Raw genomic sequence first — 24,307 nt, forward strand, 5'->3', positions numbered from 1 at the left:
GTGCACAGGCCGTCGGTCCCGGCCAGTACGGTGACAGGGCACGTACGGGGGGAGCACCTGCGCGTGAGTGCGAGCGTGAGGAGACCGGGGATGGCGCACGGGGAGGCCGAGCACGGCTGCGCCCAGGGCGAGCCCTGCCGCCTGGGGCACCACGACCCGCAGGTGGCAGGCAAGCCTCGCCGGCCCGTCGGCCCGGCGGCTGCGCACCCGAGCGAGGCGTCCACCGGGCGGCCGGACGAGGAGATCCCGCGCCAGCGGGCCGCCGAGCCGGTGGCCCTGGGCGAGCCGGAGCCGGGTGACCCCGCTGGTTGCCTCAGTGAACTTCCTGGATGGGCGGGTGCCCACCGGCACGGCCCGGTCCGGCCACGTCAGCGGGGCACTCGACGGGAGCGCCCGCCGCGCCGCTGGTGCTGACCCTACGGGGGCCGATTGCTGTGGCCCGCTGAACCCGTGCCTTCTGGCGTACCCGTGCCTTCTGGCGTACCCGTGCCTTCTGGCGTACCCGTGCCTTCTGGCGTACCCGTGCCTTCTGGCGTACCCGTGCCTTCTGGCGGCCCTCAGCGGGTCCGGCGGATGGCCGCGTCAGCGGGTCCGGCGGCGGATCAGCAGGGCGATCCCGGCGAGGCCGACCGTGATGGTCAGCATCACCCCGACGTTGAGCAGCAGCAGCCGCTGCAACTCACCGAGTGCTTCGTCGATGTCCCGCACCGGATCCATCGTGTCCTCCGGCAGCACCCGCTCGCCGCCGCCCACGCCGCCACTGACCGTGTCGAACTGTCGCTCCAGCGGCACCCCGGCGGTACGCAGCGTCTCGGACATGCTGAGCCGTCCCAGGAACCAGCCAGCGCTGGTCCGGCGACCGTCCGGCTGTTTGGCCGGGCGGTAGACGCGCGGGCCGCCGGCCGCCTTGGGGTAGAGGTCGAAGATCTGCTTCGGGGTCTCCCCGGCGAGCACCACGACCGTGTACTTCGGACCGAGGTCAGCCGCCTTGGGACCGGTCGGCATTCCGGTACGACCGAAGAAGTTGATCTGGTCGATGACCGCGAGGACGTGCGCGGGCTGGGTCTCGGACCGTAGCCGCAGCGGCTCGGTGAGCCCTTCGCCGGTGACGTCCACGCCGGCGGGCGCAGGCTTGGGCGCCGCGCTCGCCGGGCCGGCCACGCCAAGCACCAGCACTGCCGCAGCCAGCGTGCCCGCCAGCACGGCGAGCCGGCGCCTCATCTGTCGGACCATCCCGCCTCCTCGCCCCGTTCGATGGATGGCTTCGCCGTGACGTCCGGGTCGGTCGGCCGGTGACGGCACCGACCGGGTCGGTCCCACTCTCACAGACTCCGCAGAACGTCGATGGATTGCAGCTTGTGGAACAGTATTTGGAACTATCTGCGATCTCTGCTCGACTAACGAGGAGCTGTTTGATCAGCGGGCGGATCGTACCCTTACGGAGGGGTTCATGGGGGGCAGGGTTACACGGATGGCACGGCTCGTGCCAGTGGTACTCGGCGTGGCGTTCGGTGTGTCGTTACTGGCCCCGGCGACGCCGGCCGCCGCGCACAACTCGCTGACCGGCAGCGATCCGCCCGACGGCGCCCGGGTGGCCACCGCGCCCACCCGGATCGAGCTACGTTTCCTGGCCAAGCCGCCGCCGGCTACGACGAAGATCACAATAACCGGACCGGACAATGTGGTCGCCGGCGGGCGGCCCACGTTCGACGGCACCCGGGTACGCGTGCCGTTCACGCCCGGCGCGGCGGGGCTCTACGCCGTCGCCTACCAGCTGCCGTCGAACGACGGCCACCCGATCAAGGGCGAGGTGCGGTTCACCCTCACCACCGGCACGGCTGCGGACCCGTCCGCCAGCCCCTCTTCAGCCCTCGGCCCGTCCGGCAGTCCGTCAGTGGCCAGCACCGGCCCGTCAGCGCCCGGCTCGCCCACGGCATCCCCCGCCGGACCCGTGTCGCCGTCGGCCGACACCGTTTCCGCCGTACCGGCCGCCGAGGAACGATCCGACTCGGGGGGCCGCTGGTGGCCCTGGGCACTCGGCGGCGCGCTACTGCTAGCCGCCCTGACGGCCGCCCTGCTGCTCCGCCGCCGAACCCGCTAACCGCCCCGCGTCCCCGCGTCCGCCGATCTTGCACTTCCTGTGGCGACGTAACGGGCATCCAACCCCATACCAACAACCGAAACTGCAAGATCGGCGCGGCGGGGTGCGAAGGCAGGGCGTGGCTCGGCGACAGCCGCTGCGTCTCGGCGCCGATCTTGCGCTTTCTGTGGCGACATAGCGTGCAACCCACTCATTTCGACAACCGAAACTGCAAGATCGGCGCGGCGGAGAGCGCAGACGCGACACCGCCCAAAGCGAGCCGGACCCTCGCCGCCCCCGTCCCGCCGCCCCGTCCCCGCCGCCCGCCCAGTCTGGGTCGATCATGGACTTGTGGTGGAGGACAAAGCCGTCATAAGGGTGCCCAACCCGGCACCACAACTCCATGATCGGCGGGGCGGGGCGGGGCGGGGCCGCGAAGCGGCGGAGGCGGCGGCGGCGCAGGGGGTTAGGGGAGGCGGAGGCGGGCGGCGCGCATTCTGGTCAGGGTGCGTTCGCGGCCTAGTACCTCGAGGGACTCGAACAGCGGCAGGCCCACGGTGCGGCCGGTGACCGCGACGCGTACGGGCGCCTGCGTCTTGCCGAGCTTGAGGCCGCGCTCGGCGCCGACGGCCTCCAGCGTCGACTTCAGCGCCTCGGCGTCCCAGGACTCCAGCGCCTCGAAGGCCGCGACCGCGTCGTCCAGCAGTTCGGCGGAGCCGTCCTTCATCGTCTTCGTCCAGGCGGCCTCGTCGATCGTGGGCGAGGCCAGGAAGAGGAAGTCGACGTTCGGCACGATCTCGCTGAGCACCGCGATCCGGGTCTGGGCCAGCGACGCCACGGCGGCGAACGCGTCGGCGTCAAACTCCTCGGGCTGCCATGGCGGCGGCGCGATGGTCCCGGTGCCGGTCAGCCACGGCTGGCAGGCGTCGACGAACTCGGCCACCGGCAGCGCGCGGATGTACTCGCCGTTGAACGCGCGCAGCTTCTTCTCGTCGAAGAACGCGGGGGAGGGGTTGACCTCCTCCAGGCGGAACTCGTCCTCGATGACCGACCAGGGCACGATCTCCCGGTCGCCCGAGGGCGCCCAGCCGAGCAGCATGAGGTAGTTGCGCATCGCGCCGGCGAGGTAGCCCTCGTCGCGGTACGCCTCCAGGGCGACCTTGTCGCGGCGCTTGGAGAGCTTCTGCCGCTTTTCGTTGACGACCACCGGCACGTGCGCCCAGACCGGCGGCTTGACCCCGAGGGCGTCCCACAGGAGCTGCTGCTTGGGCGTGTTGGGCAGGTGCTCCTCGGCACGGATCACGTGGGTGATGCCCATGGTCATGTCGTCCACGACGTTGGCCAGCAGGAACACCGGCGATCCGTCGCCCCGGGCGATGACGAAGTCCTCGATGAGCTTGTTTTCGAAGGTGGGCTCGCCCCGGATCAGGTCGACGACCACGGTCGTGCCCTCGTCGGGCGTACGGAAGCGCAGCGCGTGGCCCGGCCCCGGCCCGAGGCCACGGTCGCGGTGGTAGCCGTCGTAGCCCTGGTACTGCGAGCCGGTGCGGGCCTGTACGTCCTCGCGGGTGCAGTCGCAGTAGTAGGCGCGGCCCGACTCGTAGAGCCGGGTGGCGGCGGCCCGGTGCTCGCCAGCGTTCTCGGACTGGAAGTACGGCCCCTCGTAGCTGCCCCGGGAGATGCCGATCCAGTCCAGCGCGGAGAGGATGCCCTCGGTCCATTCGGGCTTGTTGCGCGCCGCGTCCGTGTCCTCGATGCGGAGCACGAACACCCCGCCCTGCTGCTTGGCGTAGATCCAGTTCTGCAGCGCCGAGCGGGCGCCGCCGACGTGGAACATACCGGTCGGGGAGGGGGCGAAGCGCACACGTACCGTCACGTCCTCCAGCCTACGGCGGCCGTCGACCCGGTAAGGAAGGGCCCCTTCTTATCGCCTCGTGTTGTACAAGGTGCCCTTCCTTACACCTCAGGCGACTGAGCGGATCTTGACCACCAGGGCGCTGCCCACCACGGTGACCACGGCGGTGACCGCGTAGAGCGTCGGATAGCCGCCCAGGTGGACCACGAGCGGGGCGGAGAGCGCCGGACCGAGCACCTGCGGCGCCGAGTTGGCGATGTTGATCACGCCAAGGTCCTTGGCCCGATCGGTGGCGCGTGGCAGCACCTGCGTGATCAACGCGGCATCCACCGAGAGGTAGACGCCGTAACCCGCGCCCAGCAGCAGCGCGGCGACGATCGCCATCGGCCAGGTGGGTGCGACCGCGAGCAACAGCGCGGCCACGGCCATGATCAGCCCGGAGACGATCACGTAGATCTTGCGCCGCCCGGAGCGGTCGGACAGCCGGCCGGAGACCACGGCGGTCAGCATCATGCCCAACGTGTAGAGCAGGATCAGCACCAGCAGGCCGCCCTCGGGGTCGGGATAGTGAACCCCGTCGGTGAGGAAGTACAGCAGGTAGAGGGTGCCCAGCGCGTTGCCGAGCTGGACCAGGAACCGGGTGATCCACGCCCAGGCGAAGTCCGGGTGCCGGCGCGGGCTGATCCACATCGAGGCGAACAGCGTACGGACGCGCAGTGCCGGGCGGTTCGCGCGGGGCAGTGGGTCGTCGGGGGTGAGCAGCGCGAACGGCAGCGACAGCAGCAGGATGGCCACCGCGATCGCCAGGTAGCCGGCGGCGTTCCCGGTGACCACGGCGGTGACCAGCACCGCCCCGAGGACCAGCCCGAGCGCCTGCGGGATGCCCACCCAGCCCGAGACGCTGCCGCGCTGCGTCACCGGCACCCGGTCCGGGATGGCGGCGGTGAGGCTGGCCAGCATCGCGTTGAAGCAGACCTGCGCGGCGACCCAGCCGACGGCGACCCCGAGAATGGTCCGCTGCTGGGCCAGCAGCACCAGCGCCGCCGCGCCGAGCACCGCCCCGCCGGCGGTCCAGACGTGCCGCCGACCGAACTCCCGACCGCCGACCCGCAGGCAGGTCCGGTCGGACAACGCGCCGGCCAGGGGGTTGGCCAGCACCGCCGCCAACGCGCCCAGGCCGGTGACCACGGCCAGCATGGTCTCCTTGTCGCCGGGCGCGATCCGCTCGATCTGCTGCGGCAGCAGCACCTGGATCGGGGTGAAGAACGCCATCCACACGCCCAGGTTGGCGGCGAAGACCAGGCCGATCCAGCCGCGCCGGACCGGCACGGTCGGCTCGGCGAGCGCCGCCGGCAGCGCCGCCGCCGGGTCGACGGTGGTCACCGCGCCGCCCCCGGCGCGCTGCCCGCGATCAGGTCCCGCAGCCAGGTGTACGACGACTTCGGCGTACGCCTCTGCGTGGCGTAGTCGACGTGCACCAGACCGAAGCGCTTGGTGAATCCCTCGGCCCACTCCCAGTTGTCCAGCAGCGACCAGACGAAGTACCCGCGGACGTCCACCCCGTCGTCGATGGCGGCCCGGACCGCCCGCAGGTGCCCGTCGAGGTACGCGATCCGTTCCGGGTCGGCCACCTGCCCGTGCGCGTCCGGCTCGTCGTCGTACGCGCAGCCGCCCTCGGTGATCTCGATGGGTGGCAGCGCCTCGCCGTACGTGTCCCGCAGCCAGCGGAGCAGCTCGTGCAGCCCGTCCGGGGCGACCGGCCAGTCGAAGGCGGTACGCGGGTAACCGTCCAGCGGCACCAGGTCGAACGGCAGCGGCGAGCCCTCCTCGGCTGCCCGTACTCCGGTGGGGTTGTAGTAGTTGACCCCGAGCACGTCGATGGGCGCGGCGATGGTGTCCAGGTCGCCGGCGCGGATGACGGTCGGGTCGAGGCCGGGCAGGTCGGGGTACCCGCGTCCGAGCAGCGGGTCGGTGAAGAGCCGGTTGTGCAACGTCTCGTACGCGGCCCCGGCGGCCCGGTCGGCGTCGCTGTCGCCGAGCACCCGCACCGGCGAGTAGTTGTTGGCGATCGCGACGGGGCTGGCGGTGTGCGCCCGCAGCGCCTGTACCGCGAGCCCGTGGCCGAGCAGTTGGTGATGGGCGACCGGGAAGGCGTCGAAGAGGAGCATCTGGCCGGGGGCGTGCACGCCCATGCCGTAGCCGAGGCTCATCTGGATGAACGGCTCGTTGAGGGTGATCCAGAGCCGGACGCGGTCGCCGAGGCGGGCTGCGGTCCGCTCGGCGTACTCGGCGAAGTGGGCGGCGGTGTCCCGGTGCAGCCAGCCGCCGGCGTCCTCGAGGGGTTGCGGCAGGTCCCAGTGGTACAGGGTGGCCACCGGGTCGATGCCGGCGGCGAGCAGGTCGTCGACCAGCCGGTCGTAGAAGTCCAGGCCGGCGGCGTTGGTCGCGCCGCTGCCGTCCGGCTGCACGCGGGGCCAGGCGATCGAGAACCGGTACGCCCCGACGCCCAGCCCGGCCATCAGCGCGACGTCCTCGGCGTGCCGGTGGTAGTGGTCGCAGGCGACCGCGCCGCTGCTGCCGTCGCTGATCCGGCCCGGCTCGCGCGCGTAGGTGTCCCAGATGGACGTTCCGCGTCCGTCGGCCGTGGTGGCGCCCTCGATCTGGTGGGCCGAGGTGGAGACGCCCCAGCGGAAGCCGTCGGGGAACTCGGGCATCGGTGCGGTCGACATGCGCTCTCCCGGTGAACGTGAAACGTGTTCGGGACTCTAGGACGCCGTCGATGAATGCGCCATAGGCCGGGCTGGCGTAATCCGCAATGGTTGATCGGCGTGTCTTTTTCCGAACTCGTCCAGGTAGGTCCGATTTGACGCATAGAGTGCCGATATCGTGGGATGTCCTCACTGGAGGCAAGACGGAAATGATCCTCGTGGAACGTAGTGCGCACGTGGCGGCGCCGATGGAAGTGGTCTGGGACGTCGTCCAGCGGGCCGAGCAGTTGCCGGCCTGGCTGGCGGGGGTTCGCGCGGCCGAAGTGCTCTCGGGGGAGGGCTTCGGGCGGCGACAACTGGTCCAGGCGGGGCGCTCGGCGCATGAGGCCGAGGTGATCGCCTATCAGGAGCCGACACTGATCGGCTGGCGGGAGCGGGCCAAGGGGGCCGGTGCCCGTGCGGAGGCGCGCACCGAAATCTACGTCCAGCTCACCGAGGACGAGGAGGAGGGCGGGACGGTCGTGCGGCTCATCGTGGTCCGCTGGCCGGCCGGCCCCGTCAAGGCGGCTCTGCTGCGCCTGGGCCTGCGCCGGGTCGGCGCCGACCTGGAGGACTCGTTGGCCCGGCTCACCGACCTGGCCGCCGTCGGCTGACCAGCCGCGTCCTCTCGGCGTCACCCGCCCCGGCGGTGGCCCGGCGTCCCCACCAGGAACGTCGGCCCACCGCCGCCCCATCCCTGCCGCCCCCGCTCCGCCCCGCTCCCGCCCCGTCGATCATGAACTCGTGGTGCCCGGAACGAGGCGACTTCACCGCTTCGTCCCCCACCACAACTCCATGATCGACGGGGCGGGGCGGGGCGGGGTCCGGGCGGGGGAGGGGACAAGGCGGAAGGGCCCGGCGCGACGCGCCGGGCCCTTCTCTGGTCGTGCGGTTCTAGCTGTCGCCGCCGGTCTCGCCGACCGGGGCGGCGTTGACGTCGTCGATCGCGTACTTCTTGGCGGCCTCGGCCGGCACGGTGGCCTCGACCGCGCCGCTGCGGGCGAGCTGCCGCAGCGTGGCGACCACAATCGACTCGGCGTCGACGTGGAAGTGCCGGCGCAGCGCGTGCCGGGTGTCCGACATCCCGAAGCCGTCGGTGCCGAGCGACGTGTAGTCGCCGGGTACCCAGCGGGCGATCAGGTCCGGTACGGCACGCATCCAGTCGCTGACCGCGACCTTCGGCCCGTCCGCGTCGGCCAGCTTCTGCGCGATGTACGGCACCTTGGCCTCGGCGCCCGGGTTGAGCAGGTTGTACTCCTCGGTCTCCACCGCGTCGCGGCGCAGCTCGGTCCAGGAGGTCACCGACCAGACGTCGGCGGCCACGCCCCAGTCCTGGGCGAGCAGCTGCTGGGCCTTGAGCGCCCACTGCATGCCCGTGCCGGAGGCGAGGACGTTGGCCTTCGGGCCGTCGACCTGCGGCGCCGGCGAGTAGCGGTAGATGCCCTTGAGCAGTCCCTCGACGTCCACGCCCGCCGGCTCGGCCGGCTGCAGGATCGGCTCGTTGTAGACCGTCAGGTAGTAGAAGACGTTCTCCTGCGCGTCCCCGTACATCCGGTGCAGGCCGGCTTCCATGATGTGCGCGATCTCGAAGGAGAACGCCGGGTCGTACGCGACCACCGCCGGGTTGGTGGCGGCGATCAGCATCGAGTGCCCGTCCTCGTGCTGCAGGCCCTCACCGTTGAGCGTGGTGCGCCCGGCGGTCGCGCCGAGCAGGAAGCCCCGCGCCATCTGGTCGGCCGCGGCCCACAGCCCGTCGGCGGTCCGCTGGAACCCGAACATCGAGTAGAAGATGTACATCGGGATCATCGGCTCGTCGTGGGTGGCGTACGCCGAGCCCGCGGCGGTGAACGAGGCGACCGAGCCGGCCTCGTTGATGCCCTCGTGCAGGATCTGCCCGGTCGTCGACTCCTTGTACGACAGGAACAGCTCCCGGTCGACGGAGGTGTACCGCTGACCGTGCGGGGAGTAGATCTTCGCGGTCGGGAAGATCGAGTCGAGACCGAAGGTGCGTGCCTCGTCCGGGATGATCGGCACCCAGCGCTTGCCGAACTCCTTGTCCTTCATGATGTCCTTGAGCAGGCGGACGAAGGCCATCGTGGTGGCCACCTTCTGCTTGCCCGAGCCGCGCTTGACGTCGGCGAACCGCTCCGGACCGGGGATGGTCAGCCGCTTGGTGCTGGTCCGTCGCGACGGCAGGTAGCCGCCGAGCTGCTCCCGACGCTCCTGCAGGTACGCCAGCTCCTCGGACTTCTCGCCCGGGTGGTAGTACGGCGGCAGGTAGGGGTTGTCCTCCAGCGCCTTGTCCGGGATGTCCAGGTAGAGCCGGTCGCGGAAGGTCTTCAGGTCCTCCAGCGTCAGCTTCTTCATCTGGTGGGTCGCGTTGCGGCCCTCGAAGTGCGAGCCGAGCGTCCAGCCCTTGATCGTCTTGGCCAGGATGACCGTCGGCTGACCGGTGTGCTCGGTGGCCGCCTTGTAGGCCGCGTAGAGCTTGCGGTAGTCGTGCCCACCCCGCTTGAGGTTCCAGATCTCGTCGTCGCTCAGCGGATCGACCATCTTGCGGGTACGCGGGTCACGGCCGAAGAAGTGCTCCCGCACGTACGCGCCGGACTCCGCCTTGTAGGTCTGGTAGTCGCCGTCGGTCGTGGTGTTCATGAGGTTGACCAGCGCGCCGTCGGTGTCCGCGGCGAGCAGCGGGTCCCACTCGCGGCCCCAGACCACCTTGATGACGTTCCAGCCGGCGCCCCGGAAGAACGCCTCCAGCTCCTGCATGACCTTGCCGTTGCCCCGGACCGGGCCGTCCAGCCGCTGCAGGTTGCAGTTGATCACGAAGGTGAGGTTGTCCAGCTCCTCGCGGGCGGCCACACCGATCGCGCCCAGCGTCTCCGGCTCGTCCATCTCGCCGTCGCCGAGGAACGCCCACACGTGCTGCTGCGAGGTGTCCTTGATGCCGCGGTGCTGGAGGTACCGGTTGAACCGCGCCTGGTAGATCGCGTTCAGGCCGCCGAGACCCATCGAGACGGTGGGGAACTCCCAGAAGTCCGGCATGAGCCGCGGGTGCGGGTACGACGGGAGACCGCCGCCCGGGTGCGACAGCTCCTGGCGGAACCCGTCGAGTTCGTGCTCGTTGAGCCGCCCCTCCAGGAACGCCCGCGCGTACATGCCGGGCGAGGCGTGGCCCTGGTAGAAGATCTGGTCGCCGCCGCCCGGGTGGTTCTTGCCCCGGAAGAAGTGGTTGAAGCCCACCTCGTAGAGCGACGCCGAGCTGGCGAAGGTGGAGATGTGTCCGCCGACGCCGATCTCCGGGCGCTGCGCCCGGTGTACGAGCATCGCGGCGTTCCACCGCACGTACGCCCGGATGCGCCGCTCGACGTGCTCGTCTCCCGGGAACCACGGCTCGCGCTCGGACGGGATGGTGTTGATGTAGTCGGTGGTGGTCAGGGGCGGAACCCCGACCTGGCGCTCACGGGCCCGCTCCAGCAGGCGCAGCATGACGTAGCGGGCGCGTTTGGCTCCCCGCTCGTCGATGACACCGTCAAGCGACTCGACCCATTCGCTGGTCTCTTCAGGGTCGATGTCCGGAAGCTGGCTCGGTAGGCCGTCGCTGATCACCGGGCGCTTGCGTTCCGTAGCCACAGGCGTTCCCTCGGTTGTGTGTGGGATAGGTCTCTAGCGCCATCCTGCCCCCTGGTGGCACCCGTCGTCACGTCTAGGTCCCCCGGACGCGATGCTGAACACAGGTACTCGCCGGTAACTTAGCGCTACGGCGGCCGGGCCCGCCCGCTTGCCCCGGCTCGCTACGGTCCCGAATATGAACGGGCGGCGGGTGATGAGCGGCGGCGTGATCGTCCTGGTCGGCGCGCTCGGGGCGCTGTTCTCCGTGCCGGCGCTCCGGGCCGGGGAGACTGCCGTGCTGCCGATCACGATTCTCGGCGTCGTGGCGATGGCGCTCGGCGCGGTCCAGCTCCGCGCCGGTCTGCGCGCGTCGGCGCCCCGACGGGGGCCCCGTCGGGTGCCCGGTCCGCGCCGACGGCACGCCGACACCAGCGTGCCCCTGATGTACTACGGCGACTCGGGCGGCGGGGACCGGTCCGACGGCGGCGGGGGCGGCGACTCCGGCGGTGGCGGCTTCTTCGGCGGCGACTCCGGTGGCGGCTTCTTCGGCGGCGGGGACTCCGGCGGTGGCTTCTCCGGCGGTGGTGGTGACTCCGGTGGCGGTGGCGGCGGTTCCTGATCGTCGACTGCGGCAGAATGCGATGTATGCGCAGTGACGTGATCACCGTCCAGACCGGGTCCCGGCCGGCCGTCCGGGACATCACCGCCGAGGCCCAGAGCTTCGTCTCCGGCGAGGGGGACGGTCTGCTGCACGTCTTCGTGCCGCACGCCACCGCCGGCCTGGCGATCATCGAGACCGGGTCGGGCTCCGACGACGACCTGCTCACCGCGATCGACGCGCTGCTGCCCACCGACAACCGCTGGCGACACCGGCACGGCTCGGCGGGCCACGGACGGGACCACGTCCTGCCGGCGTTCGTCCCGCCGTACGCCACGCTGCCGGTACTCGACGGCCGGCTGGCCCTGGGCACCTGGCAGTCGATCTGCCTCGTCGACACCAACGGCGACAACCCCACCCGCCAGGTCCGCTTCTCGTTCCTGCCCGCCTGACGCCCGGCCCGCCCCCGAGATCGCGCCCGGTCGTCGTCCGGCCCGCTGGGGTCAGACCTCAGCCAGCATTCGACGTAGCTGCCCTGGCGGGTGGCCCAGGTGGGCGTGCAGCGTCCGGGTCAGGTGTGCCTGGTCGGCGAAGCCCAGCTCGACCGCCAGTACGGCGAGGCTCGGCACCCCTTCGGTCAGCCGGTCGAGCGCACGCCCCACCCGCAGCCGGTTGCGGTAGCGGGTCAGCGGCACACCGACCAGCGCCTGGAAGGACCGGCTCAGCCGGTACGGCGACACGCCGAGCGAGCGGGCCAGCGGGACGAGGCCGTCGGTGTGCGGCCCACCGTCGTGCAGCGCCGAACGGGCCGCCTCCACCATCGCCCGGTCCCGGGGCGGCGCGTCGACCGCCGGACCGGTGGCGGCGCCGACCAGTCGAACCAGGCGCTCGGCGGCGGCGAAGCCCGCGTCGCCGAGGCGCGCCGCCCGCAGCAGTCGCCGGTGTGCCAGGTCGATGCGGGCGTCCAGGTGCAGCACCGACATGGCGGACCGGCCGGCGAGCAGTTCCCGCCACAGCCGGGGCGAGAGATGCACGGAGGTGCAGTCGTCGCCGCCGGCCGGGTGGGCGAACCGTTCCTCCTCGCCCGGCACCGTCAGGTAGCCCACGGTCGGGTCGACGAACTCCTCCCCGCCCCGACCGCGCCGCCGGAAGCCGCCCCGGCGGGCCAACACGATGCCGTGCGCCGTGGCGGGCTCCGGGCGCGACCAGCCGGTGTGGTCGTCCCGGCAGCGCACCGCGTGGACCACGAAGTCGGGCTGGCGCACGAGGGGGTGGCTGCTGCGCATGCCGTCAGGCTAGGCCCACCCGCCGACACGACACCCGACGTCGTACGTCGGATCCGGCGGCCGCAAGGATCGTCAAGACAGCCGCCCGCCCAGGTCGGCAGGGTGGCCGGCATGTCTTCCACCACGACCACTCAGGGACGCCGCGCCCCGCTCGTCGTCCTGCTCACCGGGCAGGCGATGGCCTCGATGGACACCTCGATCGCGGCGGTCGCCGCCCCGACGATCCGGCTCGACCTGGCTGGGCCGCCGGCACTGGCCCAGCTGGTGTTGGCCGGATACACCCTGGCCTTCGCCGTGCTGGTCGTCACCGGCGCCCGGCTCGGCTCCCGGCACGGGCCGGCCCGGGTCTTCCTGCTCGGCCTCACCGGGTTCACCGTGGCGTCGCTGGCCTGCGGCCTCGCGCCGGGTCCGGTGATGCTGGTCGGCGCGCGCGTCGTGCAGGGCGCCATGGCGGCGCTCATGGTGCCGCAGGTCCTCGCCCTCATCCAGGCCACGTACCTGGGCGCTGCCCGAGGTCGGGCGATCGGGGCGTACTCGCTGATCCTGGCGCTCGGGGTCGCGGCCGGGCAGGTGGCCGGCGGCCTGCTCGTCACCCTGGATGCCGGCGGGCTGGCCTGGCGTACCGCGTTCCTGGTCAACGTGCCGGTCGGCGCGGTGCTGCTGGTGGCCGGTCGGCGGGCGCTGGCAGCCGTGCCGACGGCGGCCGTCCGGCCGGCGGCGCTCGACCTGCCGGGGGTGCTGTTGCTGGCCGGCGCGATGCTGGCCCTGGTGACGCCGGCGGTGCTCGGTCGGGACCTCGGTTGGCCGGACTGGTCGACGCCGGCGGGGGTGGCGGCGGGCGTGATCGGCGTCGGCATGTTCCTGCGCCACGAGAACCGCGTGATCCGGGGCGGTGGCACCCCACTGTTGGACGTGGCGGTGCTGACCCGTGCCGGCGTGCCGGCCGGGCTGCTCGCCGCGTGCCTGGTGATGGGCTGCTACGCCGGCTTCCTGTTCACCCTCACCCTGCGGTTGCAGGAGGGGCTCGGATTCACCGCCCTCGCCGCCGGGTTGGCCTTCCTGCCCTACGCCGCCGGGTTCGCGCTCTGCGGCCTCGCGGTGTCCCGCCTGCCCGCGCGACTGCGCGACGCGCTGCCGCTGCTCGGCCCGCCGCTGCTGGCGGCCGTCGTGCTGCTGGTCGCGATGCTGACCCGGCATGGTTGGCCCTGGCTGCCCGGAAGCCTGTTGCTGCTCGTGGGCGGCGCCGCACACGCCGCCGGGTTCACCCCGCTGGTCGACCGGCTCGCCACCGCCCTGCCGACCGGCGCGGCGACCGCGTTCTCCGCGTTGATCTCCACCGGCACCCTGCTGGCTGCGGTGCTCGGCGTGGCCGTCATCGGTGGCCTGCACCTGGCACGGCCCGACACACCTGCCGCCGCCCTGGTGACGGCCGTCCTGCTGGCGACCGCCCCGGTGGCTGCCGGGCGGTGCGCCCGCGCCCTGCGCCAGCCCACGGGACCGTCGTGCGCCGCGACCGATCCGGGGTCATCGTCCGTCGCCGCGCCGGCTGCGGTCAGCGACCTCGAACGCTGAGCCGGCCGGGGCGGACCCGGTGCGTACGATGTCACCGTGACGCCAGCGGACGGGCAGGTGGACCGCGCCGGGTTGGCCGCCGACGTGGTGCGTCGGATGGCGCACCTGACGGCGTCCCTGCGGCATCGGCAGGGCACGGCCTTCGCCGAGTTGGGGCTCACCCCGGCGGCGGCGCGGGCGTTGCACGAGCTGGACCCGGACCGTCCCCTGCCGGCACGTGACCTCGCCGACCGGCTGAGCTGTGACCGGTCGAACGTGACCGCGTTGGTCGACAAGCTGGAGCAGGCCGGCCTGGTCGAGCGTCGGACCGATCCGGCCGACCGCCGGCAGAAGACGCTCGTGGTGACCGGGGACGGTCGCGTCGTACGGGACCGGGTGGCCGAGGTGATGTCCGACTCCCGACTCCTCGCCGGCCTGCGCGACGAAGAGCTGTCCACCCTGCGTGACCTGGTGTGGAAGGTGTCCGACGGCGGTTGTCCGGAGCCGTGCGACCCGCAGTGAGTCGAGCCGTGCTGGCCGTGTCCCACTGGGCGACGGTGGCCCGCGTCGGTAATGCTGTCGGACGTGACCACCCCGCAAGATCTCGACGACCGGTTCCGCGAGACGCTGGCGGCGCTGCCCGCCGCACCGCAACGGCGTGACCTCGCCGATCCGGTCACCGACGACGCCCCGCTGACCGGTGCCCAACTGCTCGACCTGTTCGACGCGCAGGTGGCCAGCCGGCAGCTCGACCTGGCCGGGCGCTGGCTGCGCAGCTTCGGGGAGGGCTTCTACACCATCGGCTCGTCCGGGCACGAGGGCAACGCGGCGGTCGCCGCCGCGCTGCGCCCCACCGATCCGGCGCTGCTGCACTACCGCTCCGGGGCGTTCTACTGCCTGCGGGCGGCCCAGGTCGCCGCCGCCGCTCCGGCGTCCGCCGCCGACACCCCGATGCCCGCCGTGGACGATCCGGAGCCCGCCGCCGAGGCCCCGGAGCCGGCCTCCGACGCCGAGGTGGCCGGGTCCGCGACCCCCACGGGTGGGTTCGTGGGGTACGCGGAGGCGGCCCGGGACGTGCTGCGGGGCATGGTCGCCTCCAGCGAGGAGCCGATCGCCGGTGGCCGGCACAAGGTGTTCGGCCGGGCCGACCTGGCCGTCGTGCCGACCACCTCCACCATCGCCTCGCACCTGCCCCGCGCGGTCGGGATGGGACTGGCCGTGGAGCGGCTGCGCCGGCTGGACACCGCCGGGCGGCGCACCGGGACAGGGGTACGGGTCGGCAGCGGCGCCGGTACGGCGCACGTCCCGTGGCCGCCGGACGCCATCGTGGTCTGCTCGTTCGGCGACGCGTCGGTCAACCACGCCAGCGCCACCGCCGCCTTCAACACCGCCGGCTGGTACGACCACGCCGGCCTGCGCATCCCGGTGCTCTTCGTCTGCGAGGACAACGGGCTGGGGATCAGCGTCCGCTCGCCGGAGGGCTGGGTGGAGGCGACGCTGCGCGCGAAGCCGGGCATCCGCTACTTCAGCGCCGACGGCGCCGACCCGGTGCGCACGTACACGGTGGCGCGGGAGGCGGCGGCCTGGGTGCGGCGGTACCGGCGGCCCGCCGTGCTGCACCTGAGCACCGTCCGGCTGATGGGGCACGCCGGGGCCGACGCGGAGTCGGCGTACCGCAGCCCGGCCGAGCTGGCCGAGGACCTGGACCGGGACCCGGTGGTCGCCACCGCGCGGCTGCTCGTCGACGCCGGCGTGGCGACCGCCGACGAGCTGCTGGCCCGGTACGACGAGACGGGCTGGCAGGTACGCCGGCTCGCCGAGGAGGTGCTGGGCGAGCCCAAGCTGGCCTCGGCGGCCGACGTGGTGTCGGCGTTGGCGCCCCGCCGCCCGGTGCGGGTCGCGCGGGCCGTGGCCGACGCGGCGGCCCGGGCCAGCGGGCCGGGCGCGGCGGCCCGGGAGGAGGCGTTCGGCGGCAAGCCGCCCGAGCTGGTCGGCCCGATGACCCTGGCGCAGAGCATCAACGCCGCGCTCGCCGACGGGCTGCTCGACCATCCCCAGATGGCCGTCTTCGGCGAGGACGTGGCTGCCAAGGGCGGGGTGTACGGCGTGACGAAGGGCCTGCGCGACCGGTTCGGGGCGGCCCGCGTCTTCGACACCCTGCTGGACGAGACGTCGGTGCTGGGCCTGGGCCTCGGCGCCGGGCTGGCCGGGATGCTGCCGGTGCCGGAGATCCAGTACCTGGCGTACCTGCACAACGCCGAGGACCAGCTCCGTGGCGAGGCCGCCACCATGCAGTTCTTCTCGCGGGGCGCGTTCCGCAACCCGATGGTGGTGCGGGTGGCCGGGTTGGCGTACCAGGAGGGGTTCGGCGGGCACTTCCACAACGACAACTCGGTGGCCGTACTCCGGGATATTCCCGGTCTGGTGGTGGCGGTGCCGGCGCGGCCGGACGACGCCGCGCCCATGCTGCGGACCTGTCTGGCGAGCGCGGCGGTGGACGGCAGCGTCTGCGTGTTCCTGGAGCCGATCGCGCTCTACCACACCCGCGACCTGTACGCCGATGGCGACGGTGAGTGGCTCGCCGGCTATCCCGAGCCGGGCTCGTGGGTGGCCGGGCACGTGCCGATCGGCCGGGCCCGGGTCTACCGGGTCGGCTCGGCCGACGACCTGACCATCATCACCTTCGGTAACGGCGTGCGGATGTCGCTGCGGGCCGCGGCCGTGCTGGCCGAGGAGGGCGTCGGCACCCGCGTGGTGGACCTGCGCTGGCTGGCGCCCCTGCCCGTGGCCGACATCATCCGGGAGTCCTCGGCGACCGGCCGGGTGCTGGTGGTGGACGAGACACGCCGGTCAGGCGGGGTTGGCGAGGGCGTCATCGCCGCGCTGGTTGACGGCGGATATGTGGGCGCAGCGCGGCGGGTGGCCGGAGTTGACTCGTTTGTACCATTAGGTCCGGCGGCACGTCATGTTCTGGTCTCCCCGGAAGCCATTACCGACGGTGCCCGTACGCTGCTGGCACGGTAAATTCCGTTCCACCCGGTGCGCCACTTGCGCGCAGACGCACAACTGTGTGGACTTTGCCTGACGGCGTCGGTCCGACGCCGCGAGCAGGGACGAGATGAGGAGGCACGCGACAGTGAGCGCGACCGCTGGTCAGGCCGCCGACGGGGTACGCAGCCTGGCGGACCGGTTCGGCATCGAACCGGGGATGGTCGTCATGGAGATGGGGTACGACGACGACGTCGACCAGGATCTCCGCGACGCCCTGACCGACCGCTGTGGAGATCTGGTCGACGAGGACACCGACGAGGTGGTCGACGCGGTGCTCGTGTGGTACCGCGACGGCGACGGTGACCTCTTCGAGCTGCTCGTCGACGCCCTCGGGCCGCTGGCCGACAACGGGGTCGTGTGGCTTCTCACCCCGAAGGCGGGGCGCGAGGGGCACGTCGAGCCGAGCGAGGTCGCGGAGTCCGCGCCCACCGCCGGCCTCCAGCAGACCTCGACCGTCAACGCCGGCCGGGACTGGAGCGGCGCCCGCCTGGTGCTGCGCCGAGGGGCCAAGGGCAAGAAGTAACCCACCCTCGTCCCCTCGCGCCCCGGCGGTCCGCCGTCGGGCGCGCTGGGCTGACCTCGTCCCCCGAGTCGACCCGAGGAGTTCGCATGCTGATCGAGGTTGGCGCCGAGGCGCCGGACTTCGTGCTCAAGGACCAGAACAACCAGCAGATCCGGCTCTCGGACTTCCGCGGCAAGCGCGCCGTGCTGCTGGTCTTCTACCCGCTCGCGTTCACCGGCACCTGCCAGGGCGAGCTGGCCGAGGTGCGGGACAACCTCGACGAGTACGCCAACGACGACGTCCAGGTGCTGACGGTGAGCGTCGACTCGGTCTACAGCCACAAGATCTGGGCCGACCGGGAGGGCTACCAGTTCCCGCTGCTGGCCGACTTCTGGCCGCACGGCGGCGTCGCTGCGGCGTACGGGGTCTTCAACGACGTGGCCGGCATCGCCAACCGGGGCACCTTCGTCATCGACAAGGCCGGCGTGGTCCGCTTCGCCGAGATGAACGGCCCCGGCGAGGCCCGCGACCAGCAGGGCTGGCGCAAAGCCATCGCCGACCTGACGGCCTGATGCGGTCGGGCCGGCGGCGAACAGGTAGGCTTGCCAGCCACCGGCCCGCCGCACACGGGGCGTTCCGGGGCGCGTAGCTCAGCGGGAGAGCACTCGCCTTACAAGCGAGGGGTCGCAGGTTCGAAACCTGCCGCGCCCACCCATCACCAACAGCCAAAACCGCCCGGATCACGGCCCGGCGACCTTGGTTGCAGATCGGTCTCCAGGACGTCGGTGACCCCTTTGGCTAGATGATCATGTCCGCCAGGTGGCGTGCGAAAGGTGGCCTGCCGCAGAACTGGAGGAAGCGACGTGGGCGCGAAGACAGCCCTTCTGGCGTTCGCCGACGGCGACATCCGTCCGGCGCTGCGCGGCGCGACGCGGTCGGAGCGAGCCGAGACCGAGGCGTTGGTACGTCAAGTCCACCCCGGCTACGTGGTCGAACCCGCTGATGACAACACCTTGCTCGAGGGCACCTACCCGCCAGATGACTTCATGTACGCGACGGTCGTGGCCGGGGCAGAGTTGTACTGCGACCGGCGGCTCATGCTCGATCGCCCGTCTGAGCTACCGGAGCACCTGCGCCGAACTGGAGCAGGCCGTCGAATCATCGTCCACGGGATGCACTCGGTCGTGGACTGGCTCGGCTTCGCGGTGTGGGAGGACGGCGTGCTGATCCGATCGCTGAGCCTGTCGCCCGATAGTGGCATCCAGGAGAACATCGGCAAGCCCTACGACTTCGAGTTGCCGTACTGGGCCGGCGAACATCCCGTCGAGCCCGTACCAGGCTGGCACAACCAGGACCCCTACCCGCTGCCGTTCCATCCCCTCGACCTCGGCGAGGAAGCGTTACGCGCGCTGTTCGGTTTCATCATCGAGGGCCATCCTTCCCCCGACGACATCGACGCTGACGCCGTTCATCTGCACGGCTTTCGCGTGACCGACCCGTCCAACGAGGACCAGGCAGCCCGTGAGGCCGCATACGCGGGGGCACTACAGGCCATGGGACCGCCTCGGAGGTACCGCTTGGGACCAGACGGAGCGGTGCACGAGATCAGCGCCGACAGCTACTGATTTGCCTACCCGCGGACCAGCACGAGCGTCATGCAGGTTCTGATACCGATCTGTCACGCACGTCCTGAGCCCCCGACACCGGGCTACCGGCGAAGTGGACGCCCCTATTCCTGTCAGGCCTGCGGCCGGGCCACGCGGGTCGTAGTCTCGACCCACTGCCGAAACAGGTGTAGCGCCTCGCCGAGGTTGAGTGGCCCACACGCTGCCCTGAACTGGTCTTCCTCGACCCGGGTCAGCACCCAATCGTGCTCGCCTCTACGGAGTTCCTGCCGCTCGTAGGCCATTCCCGACAGTGCCGTATCGCCCAGGTCGATGCGGACCGACCACCCGGGGTTGTCGAGCGTCTCGATCCGAATGCCGTACTCGTGTTCCCACTCGCCATCGCACTGAGTCGCGTACCAGGCCTGGAGCCAGGACCAGACCCCGGGCGCTAGCTCGTCGTGATCATGCATCCCGTAGTCCTGATCTCGCTGTGGTCGTCAGCGTCAGGCAAGGGTAGGTCTCGCGGGCGATGTAGCGCAGCGTCGGGATGACGAGTCGCTCCACGCGCGAGCCGAGGATCATCCTGTGTCGGTGATTGCCCACCGGATCTGACGAGCGGCGAGGTAGAGGTGGGAGCGCTCTGCCATCTCATCGACTGTGCGCTCCTCGCCGGGGTTGTCCAAGTCGAGGTGGAGGAGTCCGGCTTCGTCCTGAACGAGCTGGGGTTTGTCGTCGAGCACCCAGGAGAAGGTGCCGAGGTCCACGACCTTCCAACGGGCAAGGCGCGAGAACTCGATGTGGAGCTGTACCCATCGAGTCTGACCGACCCGCCGGACGTCCAGAAGTGCGACCGCAGACTGCTGAGCGCCTTCCCCACAGCTTGACCTGAAGGTCAACTCTCTGAGGCAACCGTCGCCAAACTCCACCCCGTCCAGAAGATCGTCGGCCGTTGCCGGGAGGAGTGGTCGCCAATGCACCTGAACCACCCGGCGAAGATTACCTGCGTCCCATCCGAACGGGGGGTACCGGCCAGGCGGCCGCGGGTGACATACCACCGTGCCCGTTGCGTGCCCGATCTCGCGGTCGGTGACGAGTGCCTGGCCAGCGGTGACGGCAGGTAGCGAGGCTGCTCTTCCTTGCGGCGCCGAGAATTCCTAACCGTGTGGCCATGCCACCTGGGCGTCTTAGGTGCGGCGCCGGCGCGGACAAGAACATGCCGTCTCCAGCCGTCGAAGGGCAACCTGTAGTGCCTAGTCGAGCGACGTCAGCCAGCTATCGGGGCCGCTTGTCCTCGACGTGTACGACGTCGAGCTCATGGCCGTCCTGGTCGCGCTTGTGGCGTCCATAGAGACCAACGACCAGGTCGCTGCTGTCCTGGACTTCGTCGGGCCCCACGTAGGTCAGCACGTCGTTGTGGTGGCCGTAGACCACCCATCCGGGACCGGGATCGAGAGTGATGGTGCTGAAGTCTCCGGCAGATGAGCCGACGTGAACAGGGCCGTACTCGCGCAGGATCTCGATGGCCTGAGCGGCGAGGTCGGCGCTGGGTCCGGGAGTGGGTAGTACGACGCACGTGCCGTGGGCGAACACGACCCAGGATTTGCCATCCCCTTGGATGATGCGACGCCAAACTCCGGCCAGATCCTGTTCCGACATGACGTTGATCATCCCTGAGTTGATGCACCAGCGCTAGCCGTGAAGGGCTTCACCAGGGTGACCCGGGGGTGGGATTCCTCGCCGGAGATCGTCGACGATCGGCTCGGCCCACGCCGCTTGGACGAAATCCCAGGTCCAGGTGATGCCGTCCCACCCGCCCGTAGCCCGAGCAGGTCCTACTCACGTGCTGCTGGAGTTCTGGCCCCGCCGCCACACGTCGCCCTGTGCGCCATGTCGCTCGGCCGCGTGCCGCTCCTGGGCCGATCTCGCATCGCGCCCCGCGGCCGAGTCCTCAGGCGACGAGAGGCGCTTCCGATCGCGCCAACCCACAAAGACGAACGCCGCCACCAGCAACACGACGAGCGCTCCGAGAGACACCACCAGACTCGTCATGCCATCGAAGCTACCGGGCGCGCGCCAGAGTCCGAGCTGTTGGCCGAACAGGTCGACGACCGGCTGAGATATCGCACGCTCGGACGCTACCGTCGACGCTGGCGGTGCGTCCGGGCTGGCATGCGGGGTCCGCAACCTGCCGCGAATTGTCAGACGGCACCATCAAGAAGATGATCAGTGGGGCTGTAGTTGATCTTCCAGTCGGCGTAGACGCCCATCGTGCCGTCCTGGACACAATGCAGTCCGACACTGATCCAGCGAACCTCACCGTCGGCGTACCGGGCGAAGCCGACGGCGACGTGGAAGACTTCGCCGCCACATGGGCACGCACAGTCGCCCGGCTCGGCGTCCCCCCAGTAGTCGGCGCTGTCCGCGACGAAGGCACGTGCACCGCAGGCCGTGCAGCTCACCTCGGCGCAGCCGTCTGACGGCAGCGAAGTACCGCAACCGGCCAGCCGAGCCTCGATCCCGTTGTTTGCCTAGGGTTGACAGCGGGATTCCTTCGTCTGCGCGGCTCGATCAGCCGAGCTGCGTTGGTGTGGCCGTGGCCTCCCAGGTGGTCAGGCAGAACGGGTGGCCCGCCGGGTCGGCGTAGACATAACACTGTTCGCTGTTGGGCTGGAAGTCGTACTTTGTTGCTCCGGCAGCGAGCACTCGGGCCTCGGCGGCGTCTCGGTCCACGACCATGAAGTCGAGATGCATCATGATCGACGAGGTGGGGTCGGGCCAGGTGGGTGGCGTGTATCCGGGCACAGTCTGGAAGTTGATCCGCCCGGTCGGGCTCAGCACGCATGCCCAGCCGCCCCCGGCGTGTGTCAGGGTTCCACCGGTGATGCTGGCGTAGAACTCCGCCAAGGCGACGGCGTCCGGGCAGTCCAGGGTGACCGCGCTGAGCCTGATCTCGTCGGACATGCCGCCTCCTGTGGCTCGCGCCGGCCGCTTGCAAGGCGCGCCTGTACCGATACGACGACCAGCACGATGGCACGCTCGACAGATTGAACGACGTAACCTAGCGCACACGTTGGTCGAGCACACTGATCTAGCCGCGACGCGCACTCTCGGCTGACCCAGAGCACCTGGCGGACGACTGTCGCACCTCACTCGAGGGAGGTTAGGCCGACTGCCGGCGTGTCTAGTCCCACCACATGCTTGATGAATCCGTCCCACGACATGCTTGACAGTTGGTCTAGGTTCTGTGAAAGCTCGGGCCGGTCGCTGTGTGGGCGTGACTGCTGGATGTGGTCCTCCGGGGTGAGTCCCTGTAGGGGCTGTGCCTCAAATCGTGCCCATGAGCGATCCATGCGTTCTCCGCGTTCGCCTGCTCTTCCTCGGTTGTTTGTGGCAGTAGGCGGGCAACCGCCTCACGGATCCTTTCATCATCTGGGTTCCCGTGCCAGGTGACGATTGTGAAAGAATCAGTTGATGCGGTAAGTTCGGCAGCTTCCTTCGTATTTGGCACCGATTCTACGACTATCAGTAATCCGATGGTTACCGGCGAGTCCTAGACGTCGAGTGACAATTACATTCAGCGTTAGAGAGTCAATGACGAGGATGCCATCAATTCCCCGATCCTGCTGGAGGGGGAAGAAGCTCCAGCCAAGCCTCGCAATTGCTCGTCGTACTGCTTCCTGATAACTGCGCTCTGCAAAAGACTCTCTCTGATCGGGTAAGGTGCGATCGCTCGCCACTATCGATCGCTGCATCTCCCGTGCGCGCTCAAGCAACTCTCGCATCATGTCGTCAACGCTGCGGCTTGGCGGCTTCTCAATCGGAGTGGCCTGCGGCACTAGCGCCAACTCCTCCTCAAAGTCCGTCCAGCGGTGTCGAGAGCAGCGTCAGGACTGGGTGCGGGTCCACTGCTGGTTGGCGCCGCTTCCGCAGGTGTACTGGGTGATGTCGGTGCCGTCTGCCGTGCCGCTGCTCACCACGTCCAGGCACTTGCCGCTGTGTCGGGCGCGCAACTGGTAATAGCTGCCGGTGGCGACCCACTGCCACTGCTGGTTGGCGCCCCCGCCACAGGTGTACTGGACGACGTTGGCGTTGTTGGCGGTGGAGGCGTTGGCGACGTCGAGGCATTTGCCGCTGTTCTGGTTGACGATCCGGAAGTAGCCGCTACCGGCGTCGCGGAACTCCCACTTCTGGTTCGCGCCCCCGTTCCAGGACCATTGTCTGACTTCGGCGTTGTCGGTGACGGCATGGTCCAGCACGTCGACCACCTTGCCGCTGTTGCGGTTGGTGATGCGGTAGGAGAGTGGCGCCTCTCCGGTGACGGTGCCCGCGGCGGCGTCGATGGTGATGGTGGGATACCAGGTCAGGCTCATGGTCGTGGCGGTGGGGAAGGCGATCGGCAACCACACGTACTGGGAGTCGTTGACCGGCCCGCCCCAGGCCCCGGCCCAGCGGTCGCCGAGGTAGAGGTAGCTCGTCGTCGACGTGCCCTGGATGGGGAGCACGAAGGCCGACTGGGAGCGGAAGGTGGTCGAGTCCCCGACGTTGGTCATGCCGGTCCACGGACCGGAAATGCTGGACGCCGTGGCGTACCTGGCCTGGTTCGGGCTCCAACCGGTGAGGCCCGAGGTGAGCAGGAAGTAGGTGCTGCCGCGCTTGAACAGGGCCGGTGCCTCGCGGTTGCCGTCGTTCCAGAAGTTACCGACCAGCGTGGCCGGAGTGAGGTAGTCGGCGCTGAGGCGGTAGATGAGCAGGTCGCGGTTCTCGTCGCCGGCCGAGGCCATGTAGGCGGTACCGCCGTCGTTGTAGAGCGTGATGTCCCGCGACATGTTGCCCAGCGGCCGGAAGCTGCCGTGGTAGGTGTAGGTGCCGTCCACGGTGGCCGAGGAGGCGACGGCGGCCCTGGCCTCGCCGTAGTCGGTGCCGTTCTCCTTGTGCATCCACATCACGTACCGGTTGGTGCTGGCGTTGTAGATGACCTTCGGCCGCTCGATGTTGGCCGACTGCAGTTCCGCCGCCGACGACTGGGTCAGCACGTTGTTGCGGAACTCCCAGTCGCGCAGGTTGGTGGAGCGGTAGACCGAGACCGCCCGGAACGTGTTGTTGGCGTTGCGGTTCTCACCGAACCAGTAGTAGTAGTCGCCGACCTTGAGTACCCCACCACCGTGCGCGTGCAGCAGGTTGCCGGCGGTGTCGGTGAACTGCGTGCCGTTGGGGATCGTGACCGGCGCGGCCTGGGCCGGGGCGGCGGCCAGGGTGGTGACCGCGACGATCGCCGCTCCGACCAGGGTGAGCGCCGCCACCAGGGATGGAAGCAGTCTGTTGCGTCTCACTATGTTCGTCCTTCCGTGGGTGGCGGCGACCGTCCATCAATGTACATCGATTGTCGTTGGTGCAGGTCGAGAACGATCACCGTTAGCG

General features: G+C 70.4%; 23 protein-coding genes, 1 tRNA gene and 2 pseudogenes. 13 read left to right on the top strand and 13 right to left on the bottom strand.

Annotation, left to right across the window (positions count from 1 at the left end):
* Window positions 1-90 precede the first annotated feature (90 nt).
* Entirely contained in the window at window positions 91-414 is a 324-nt protein-coding gene (locus ACIBTX_RS28590) for a hypothetical protein (protein ID WP_357173645.1), read from the top strand.
* A gap of 168 nt (window positions 415-582) precedes the next feature.
* Here the strand turns inward: ACIBTX_RS28590 and ACIBTX_RS28595 are convergent, their stop codons facing one another.
* On the bottom strand, window positions 583-1,233 hold the full coding sequence (locus ACIBTX_RS28595) for a hypothetical protein (protein ID WP_357132508.1): 651 nt from the start codon (window positions 1,231-1,233) through the stop codon (window positions 583-585).
* Between the two features lie 238 nt (window positions 1,234-1,471).
* On the opposite strand from ACIBTX_RS28595, the gene ACIBTX_RS28600 reads away from it, so the two are divergent.
* Window positions 1,472-2,101: a copper resistance protein CopC gene (locus tag ACIBTX_RS28600; protein WP_396833234.1), complete on the top strand. Its 630-nt coding sequence runs from the start codon at window positions 1,472-1,474 to the stop codon at window positions 2,099-2,101.
* A gap of 445 nt (window positions 2,102-2,546) precedes the next feature.
* Here ACIBTX_RS28600 and gltX read toward each other — a convergent pair whose 3' ends face one another.
* The 3 genes from gltX to ACIBTX_RS28615 form a co-directional block, all read right to left on the bottom strand.
* Window positions 2,547-3,956: a glutamate--tRNA ligase gene (gene gltX / locus ACIBTX_RS28605; RefSeq protein WP_357132514.1), complete on the bottom strand. Its 1,410-nt coding sequence runs from the start codon at window positions 3,954-3,956 to the stop codon at window positions 2,547-2,549.
* Window positions 3,957-4,043: 87 nt separating this feature from the next.
* On the bottom strand, window positions 4,044-5,318 hold the full coding sequence (locus ACIBTX_RS28610) for an MFS transporter (RefSeq protein ID WP_357393335.1): 1,275 nt from the start codon (window positions 5,316-5,318) through the stop codon (window positions 4,044-4,046).
* Window positions 5,315-6,664, bottom strand: coding sequence for a GH1 family beta-glucosidase (locus ACIBTX_RS28615; RefSeq protein WP_396833235.1), 1,350 nt, complete (start codon window positions 6,662-6,664; stop codon window positions 5,315-5,317). The genes ACIBTX_RS28610 and ACIBTX_RS28615 overlap by 4 nt, the downstream gene beginning before the upstream one ends.
* A 188-nt stretch (window positions 6,665-6,852) precedes the next feature.
* Here ACIBTX_RS28615 and ACIBTX_RS28620 point away from each other — a divergent pair, with 188 nt between their 5' ends.
* Window positions 6,853-7,296 carry an SRPBCC family protein gene (locus ACIBTX_RS28620; RefSeq protein WP_355051413.1) on the top strand — a complete coding sequence of 148 codons (444 nt, stop codon included), beginning with the start codon at window positions 6,853-6,855 and terminating at the stop codon, window positions 7,294-7,296.
* 280 nt (window positions 7,297-7,576) lie between these two features.
* On the opposite strand, the gene aceE is transcribed toward ACIBTX_RS28620, so the two are convergent.
* Complete coding sequence (gene aceE, locus ACIBTX_RS28625; RefSeq protein ID WP_357132524.1) at window positions 7,577-10,315, bottom strand: pyruvate dehydrogenase (acetyl-transferring), homodimeric type; 2,739 nt, start codon at window positions 10,313-10,315, stop codon at window positions 7,577-7,579.
* 175 nt (window positions 10,316-10,490) lie between these two features.
* Between aceE and ACIBTX_RS28630 the strand changes: the two genes are divergently transcribed.
* Window positions 10,491-10,913: a hypothetical protein gene (locus ACIBTX_RS28630; RefSeq protein WP_357132527.1), complete on the top strand. Its 423-nt coding sequence runs from the start codon at window positions 10,491-10,493 to the stop codon at window positions 10,911-10,913.
* Between the two features lie 26 nt (window positions 10,914-10,939).
* Entirely contained in the window at window positions 10,940-11,344 is a 405-nt protein-coding gene (locus ACIBTX_RS28635) for a secondary thiamine-phosphate synthase enzyme YjbQ (protein ID WP_355051416.1), read from the top strand.
* 51 nt (window positions 11,345-11,395) lie between these two features.
* Here the strand turns inward: ACIBTX_RS28635 and ACIBTX_RS28640 are convergent, their stop codons facing one another.
* Entirely contained in the window at window positions 11,396-12,178 is a 783-nt protein-coding gene (locus ACIBTX_RS28640; protein ID WP_357132531.1) for a helix-turn-helix domain-containing protein, read from the bottom strand.
* A 111-nt stretch (window positions 12,179-12,289) separates the two neighbouring features.
* Between ACIBTX_RS28640 and ACIBTX_RS28645 the strand changes: the two genes are divergently transcribed.
* The 8 genes and pseudogenes from ACIBTX_RS28645 (at window position 12,290) to ACIBTX_RS28680 (ending at window position 18,907) form a co-directional block, all read left to right on the top strand.
* Window positions 12,290-13,750, top strand: a complete 1,461-nt coding sequence (locus ACIBTX_RS28645) for an MFS transporter (RefSeq protein WP_396833237.1) — start codon at window positions 12,290-12,292, stop codon at window positions 13,748-13,750.
* A 96-nt stretch (window positions 13,751-13,846) separates the two neighbouring features.
* Window positions 13,847-14,251, top strand: a complete 405-nt coding sequence (locus tag ACIBTX_RS28650) for a MarR family transcriptional regulator (protein ID WP_357132744.1) — start codon at window positions 13,847-13,849, stop codon at window positions 14,249-14,251.
* Between the two features lie 51 nt (window positions 14,252-14,302).
* Window positions 14,303-14,651: pseudogene (locus tag ACIBTX_RS28655) on the top strand (transketolase); the annotation flags it as partial.
* A 128-nt stretch (window positions 14,652-14,779) separates the two neighbouring features.
* Window positions 14,780-16,753 (top strand): annotated as a pseudogene (locus ACIBTX_RS28660) (thiamine pyrophosphate-dependent enzyme); the annotation flags it as partial.
* A gap of 112 nt (window positions 16,754-16,865) precedes the next feature.
* On the top strand, window positions 16,866-17,303 hold the full coding sequence (locus tag ACIBTX_RS28665; RefSeq protein ID WP_132237238.1) for a DUF3052 domain-containing protein: 438 nt from the start codon (window positions 16,866-16,868) through the stop codon (window positions 17,301-17,303).
* Window positions 17,304-17,389: 86 nt separating this feature from the next.
* A complete protein-coding gene (locus ACIBTX_RS28670) occupies window positions 17,390-17,854 on the top strand; it encodes a peroxiredoxin (protein WP_363660926.1) in 465 nt (154 codons plus the stop codon).
* 67 nt (window positions 17,855-17,921) lie between these two features.
* Window positions 17,922-17,993: transfer RNA gene (locus ACIBTX_RS28675), tRNA-Val, on the top strand.
* 152 nt (window positions 17,994-18,145) lie between these two features.
* Window positions 18,146-18,907, top strand: coding sequence for a DUF6928 family protein (locus ACIBTX_RS28680; RefSeq protein WP_357132544.1), 762 nt, complete (start codon window positions 18,146-18,148; stop codon window positions 18,905-18,907).
* A 113-nt stretch (window positions 18,908-19,020) separates the two neighbouring features.
* On the opposite strand, the gene ACIBTX_RS28685 is transcribed toward ACIBTX_RS28680, so the two are convergent.
* From ACIBTX_RS28685 to ACIBTX_RS28715, 7 genes are all read right to left on the bottom strand, one after another.
* Entirely contained in the window at window positions 19,021-19,359 is a 339-nt protein-coding gene (locus tag ACIBTX_RS28685) for an immunity 53 family protein (RefSeq protein ID WP_357132547.1), read from the bottom strand.
* A 108-nt stretch (window positions 19,360-19,467) separates the two neighbouring features.
* Window positions 19,468-19,875 carry a hypothetical protein gene (locus ACIBTX_RS28690; RefSeq protein WP_357173668.1) on the bottom strand — a complete coding sequence of 136 codons (408 nt, stop codon included), beginning with the start codon at window positions 19,873-19,875 and terminating at the stop codon, window positions 19,468-19,470.
* 286 nt (window positions 19,876-20,161) lie between these two features.
* Complete coding sequence (locus tag ACIBTX_RS28695) at window positions 20,162-20,557, bottom strand: hypothetical protein (RefSeq protein WP_396833238.1); 396 nt, start codon at window positions 20,555-20,557, stop codon at window positions 20,162-20,164.
* Window positions 20,558-20,725: 168 nt separating this feature from the next.
* Window positions 20,726-20,938 (bottom strand): hypothetical protein, encoded by a 213-nt coding sequence (locus ACIBTX_RS28700; RefSeq protein ID WP_357132556.1) that lies wholly within the window; start codon window positions 20,936-20,938, stop codon window positions 20,726-20,728.
* Window positions 20,939-21,087: 149 nt separating this feature from the next.
* Window positions 21,088-21,348 carry a hypothetical protein gene (locus tag ACIBTX_RS28705; RefSeq protein WP_357132559.1) on the bottom strand — a complete coding sequence of 87 codons (261 nt, stop codon included), beginning with the start codon at window positions 21,346-21,348 and terminating at the stop codon, window positions 21,088-21,090.
* Between the two features lie 109 nt (window positions 21,349-21,457).
* On the bottom strand, window positions 21,458-21,850 hold the full coding sequence (locus ACIBTX_RS28710; RefSeq protein WP_357132562.1) for a VOC family protein: 393 nt from the start codon (window positions 21,848-21,850) through the stop codon (window positions 21,458-21,460).
* Window positions 21,851-22,773: 923 nt separating this feature from the next.
* A complete protein-coding gene (locus ACIBTX_RS28715) occupies window positions 22,774-24,219 on the bottom strand; it encodes an RICIN domain-containing protein (RefSeq protein WP_396833239.1) in 1,446 nt (481 codons plus the stop codon).
* Between the last annotated feature and the right edge of the window lie 88 nt (window positions 24,220-24,307).

The sequence above is a fragment of the Micromonospora sp. NPDC049359 genome (assembly GCF_044466585.1).
GTDB lineage: Bacteria > Actinomycetota > Actinomycetes > Mycobacteriales > Micromonosporaceae > Micromonospora.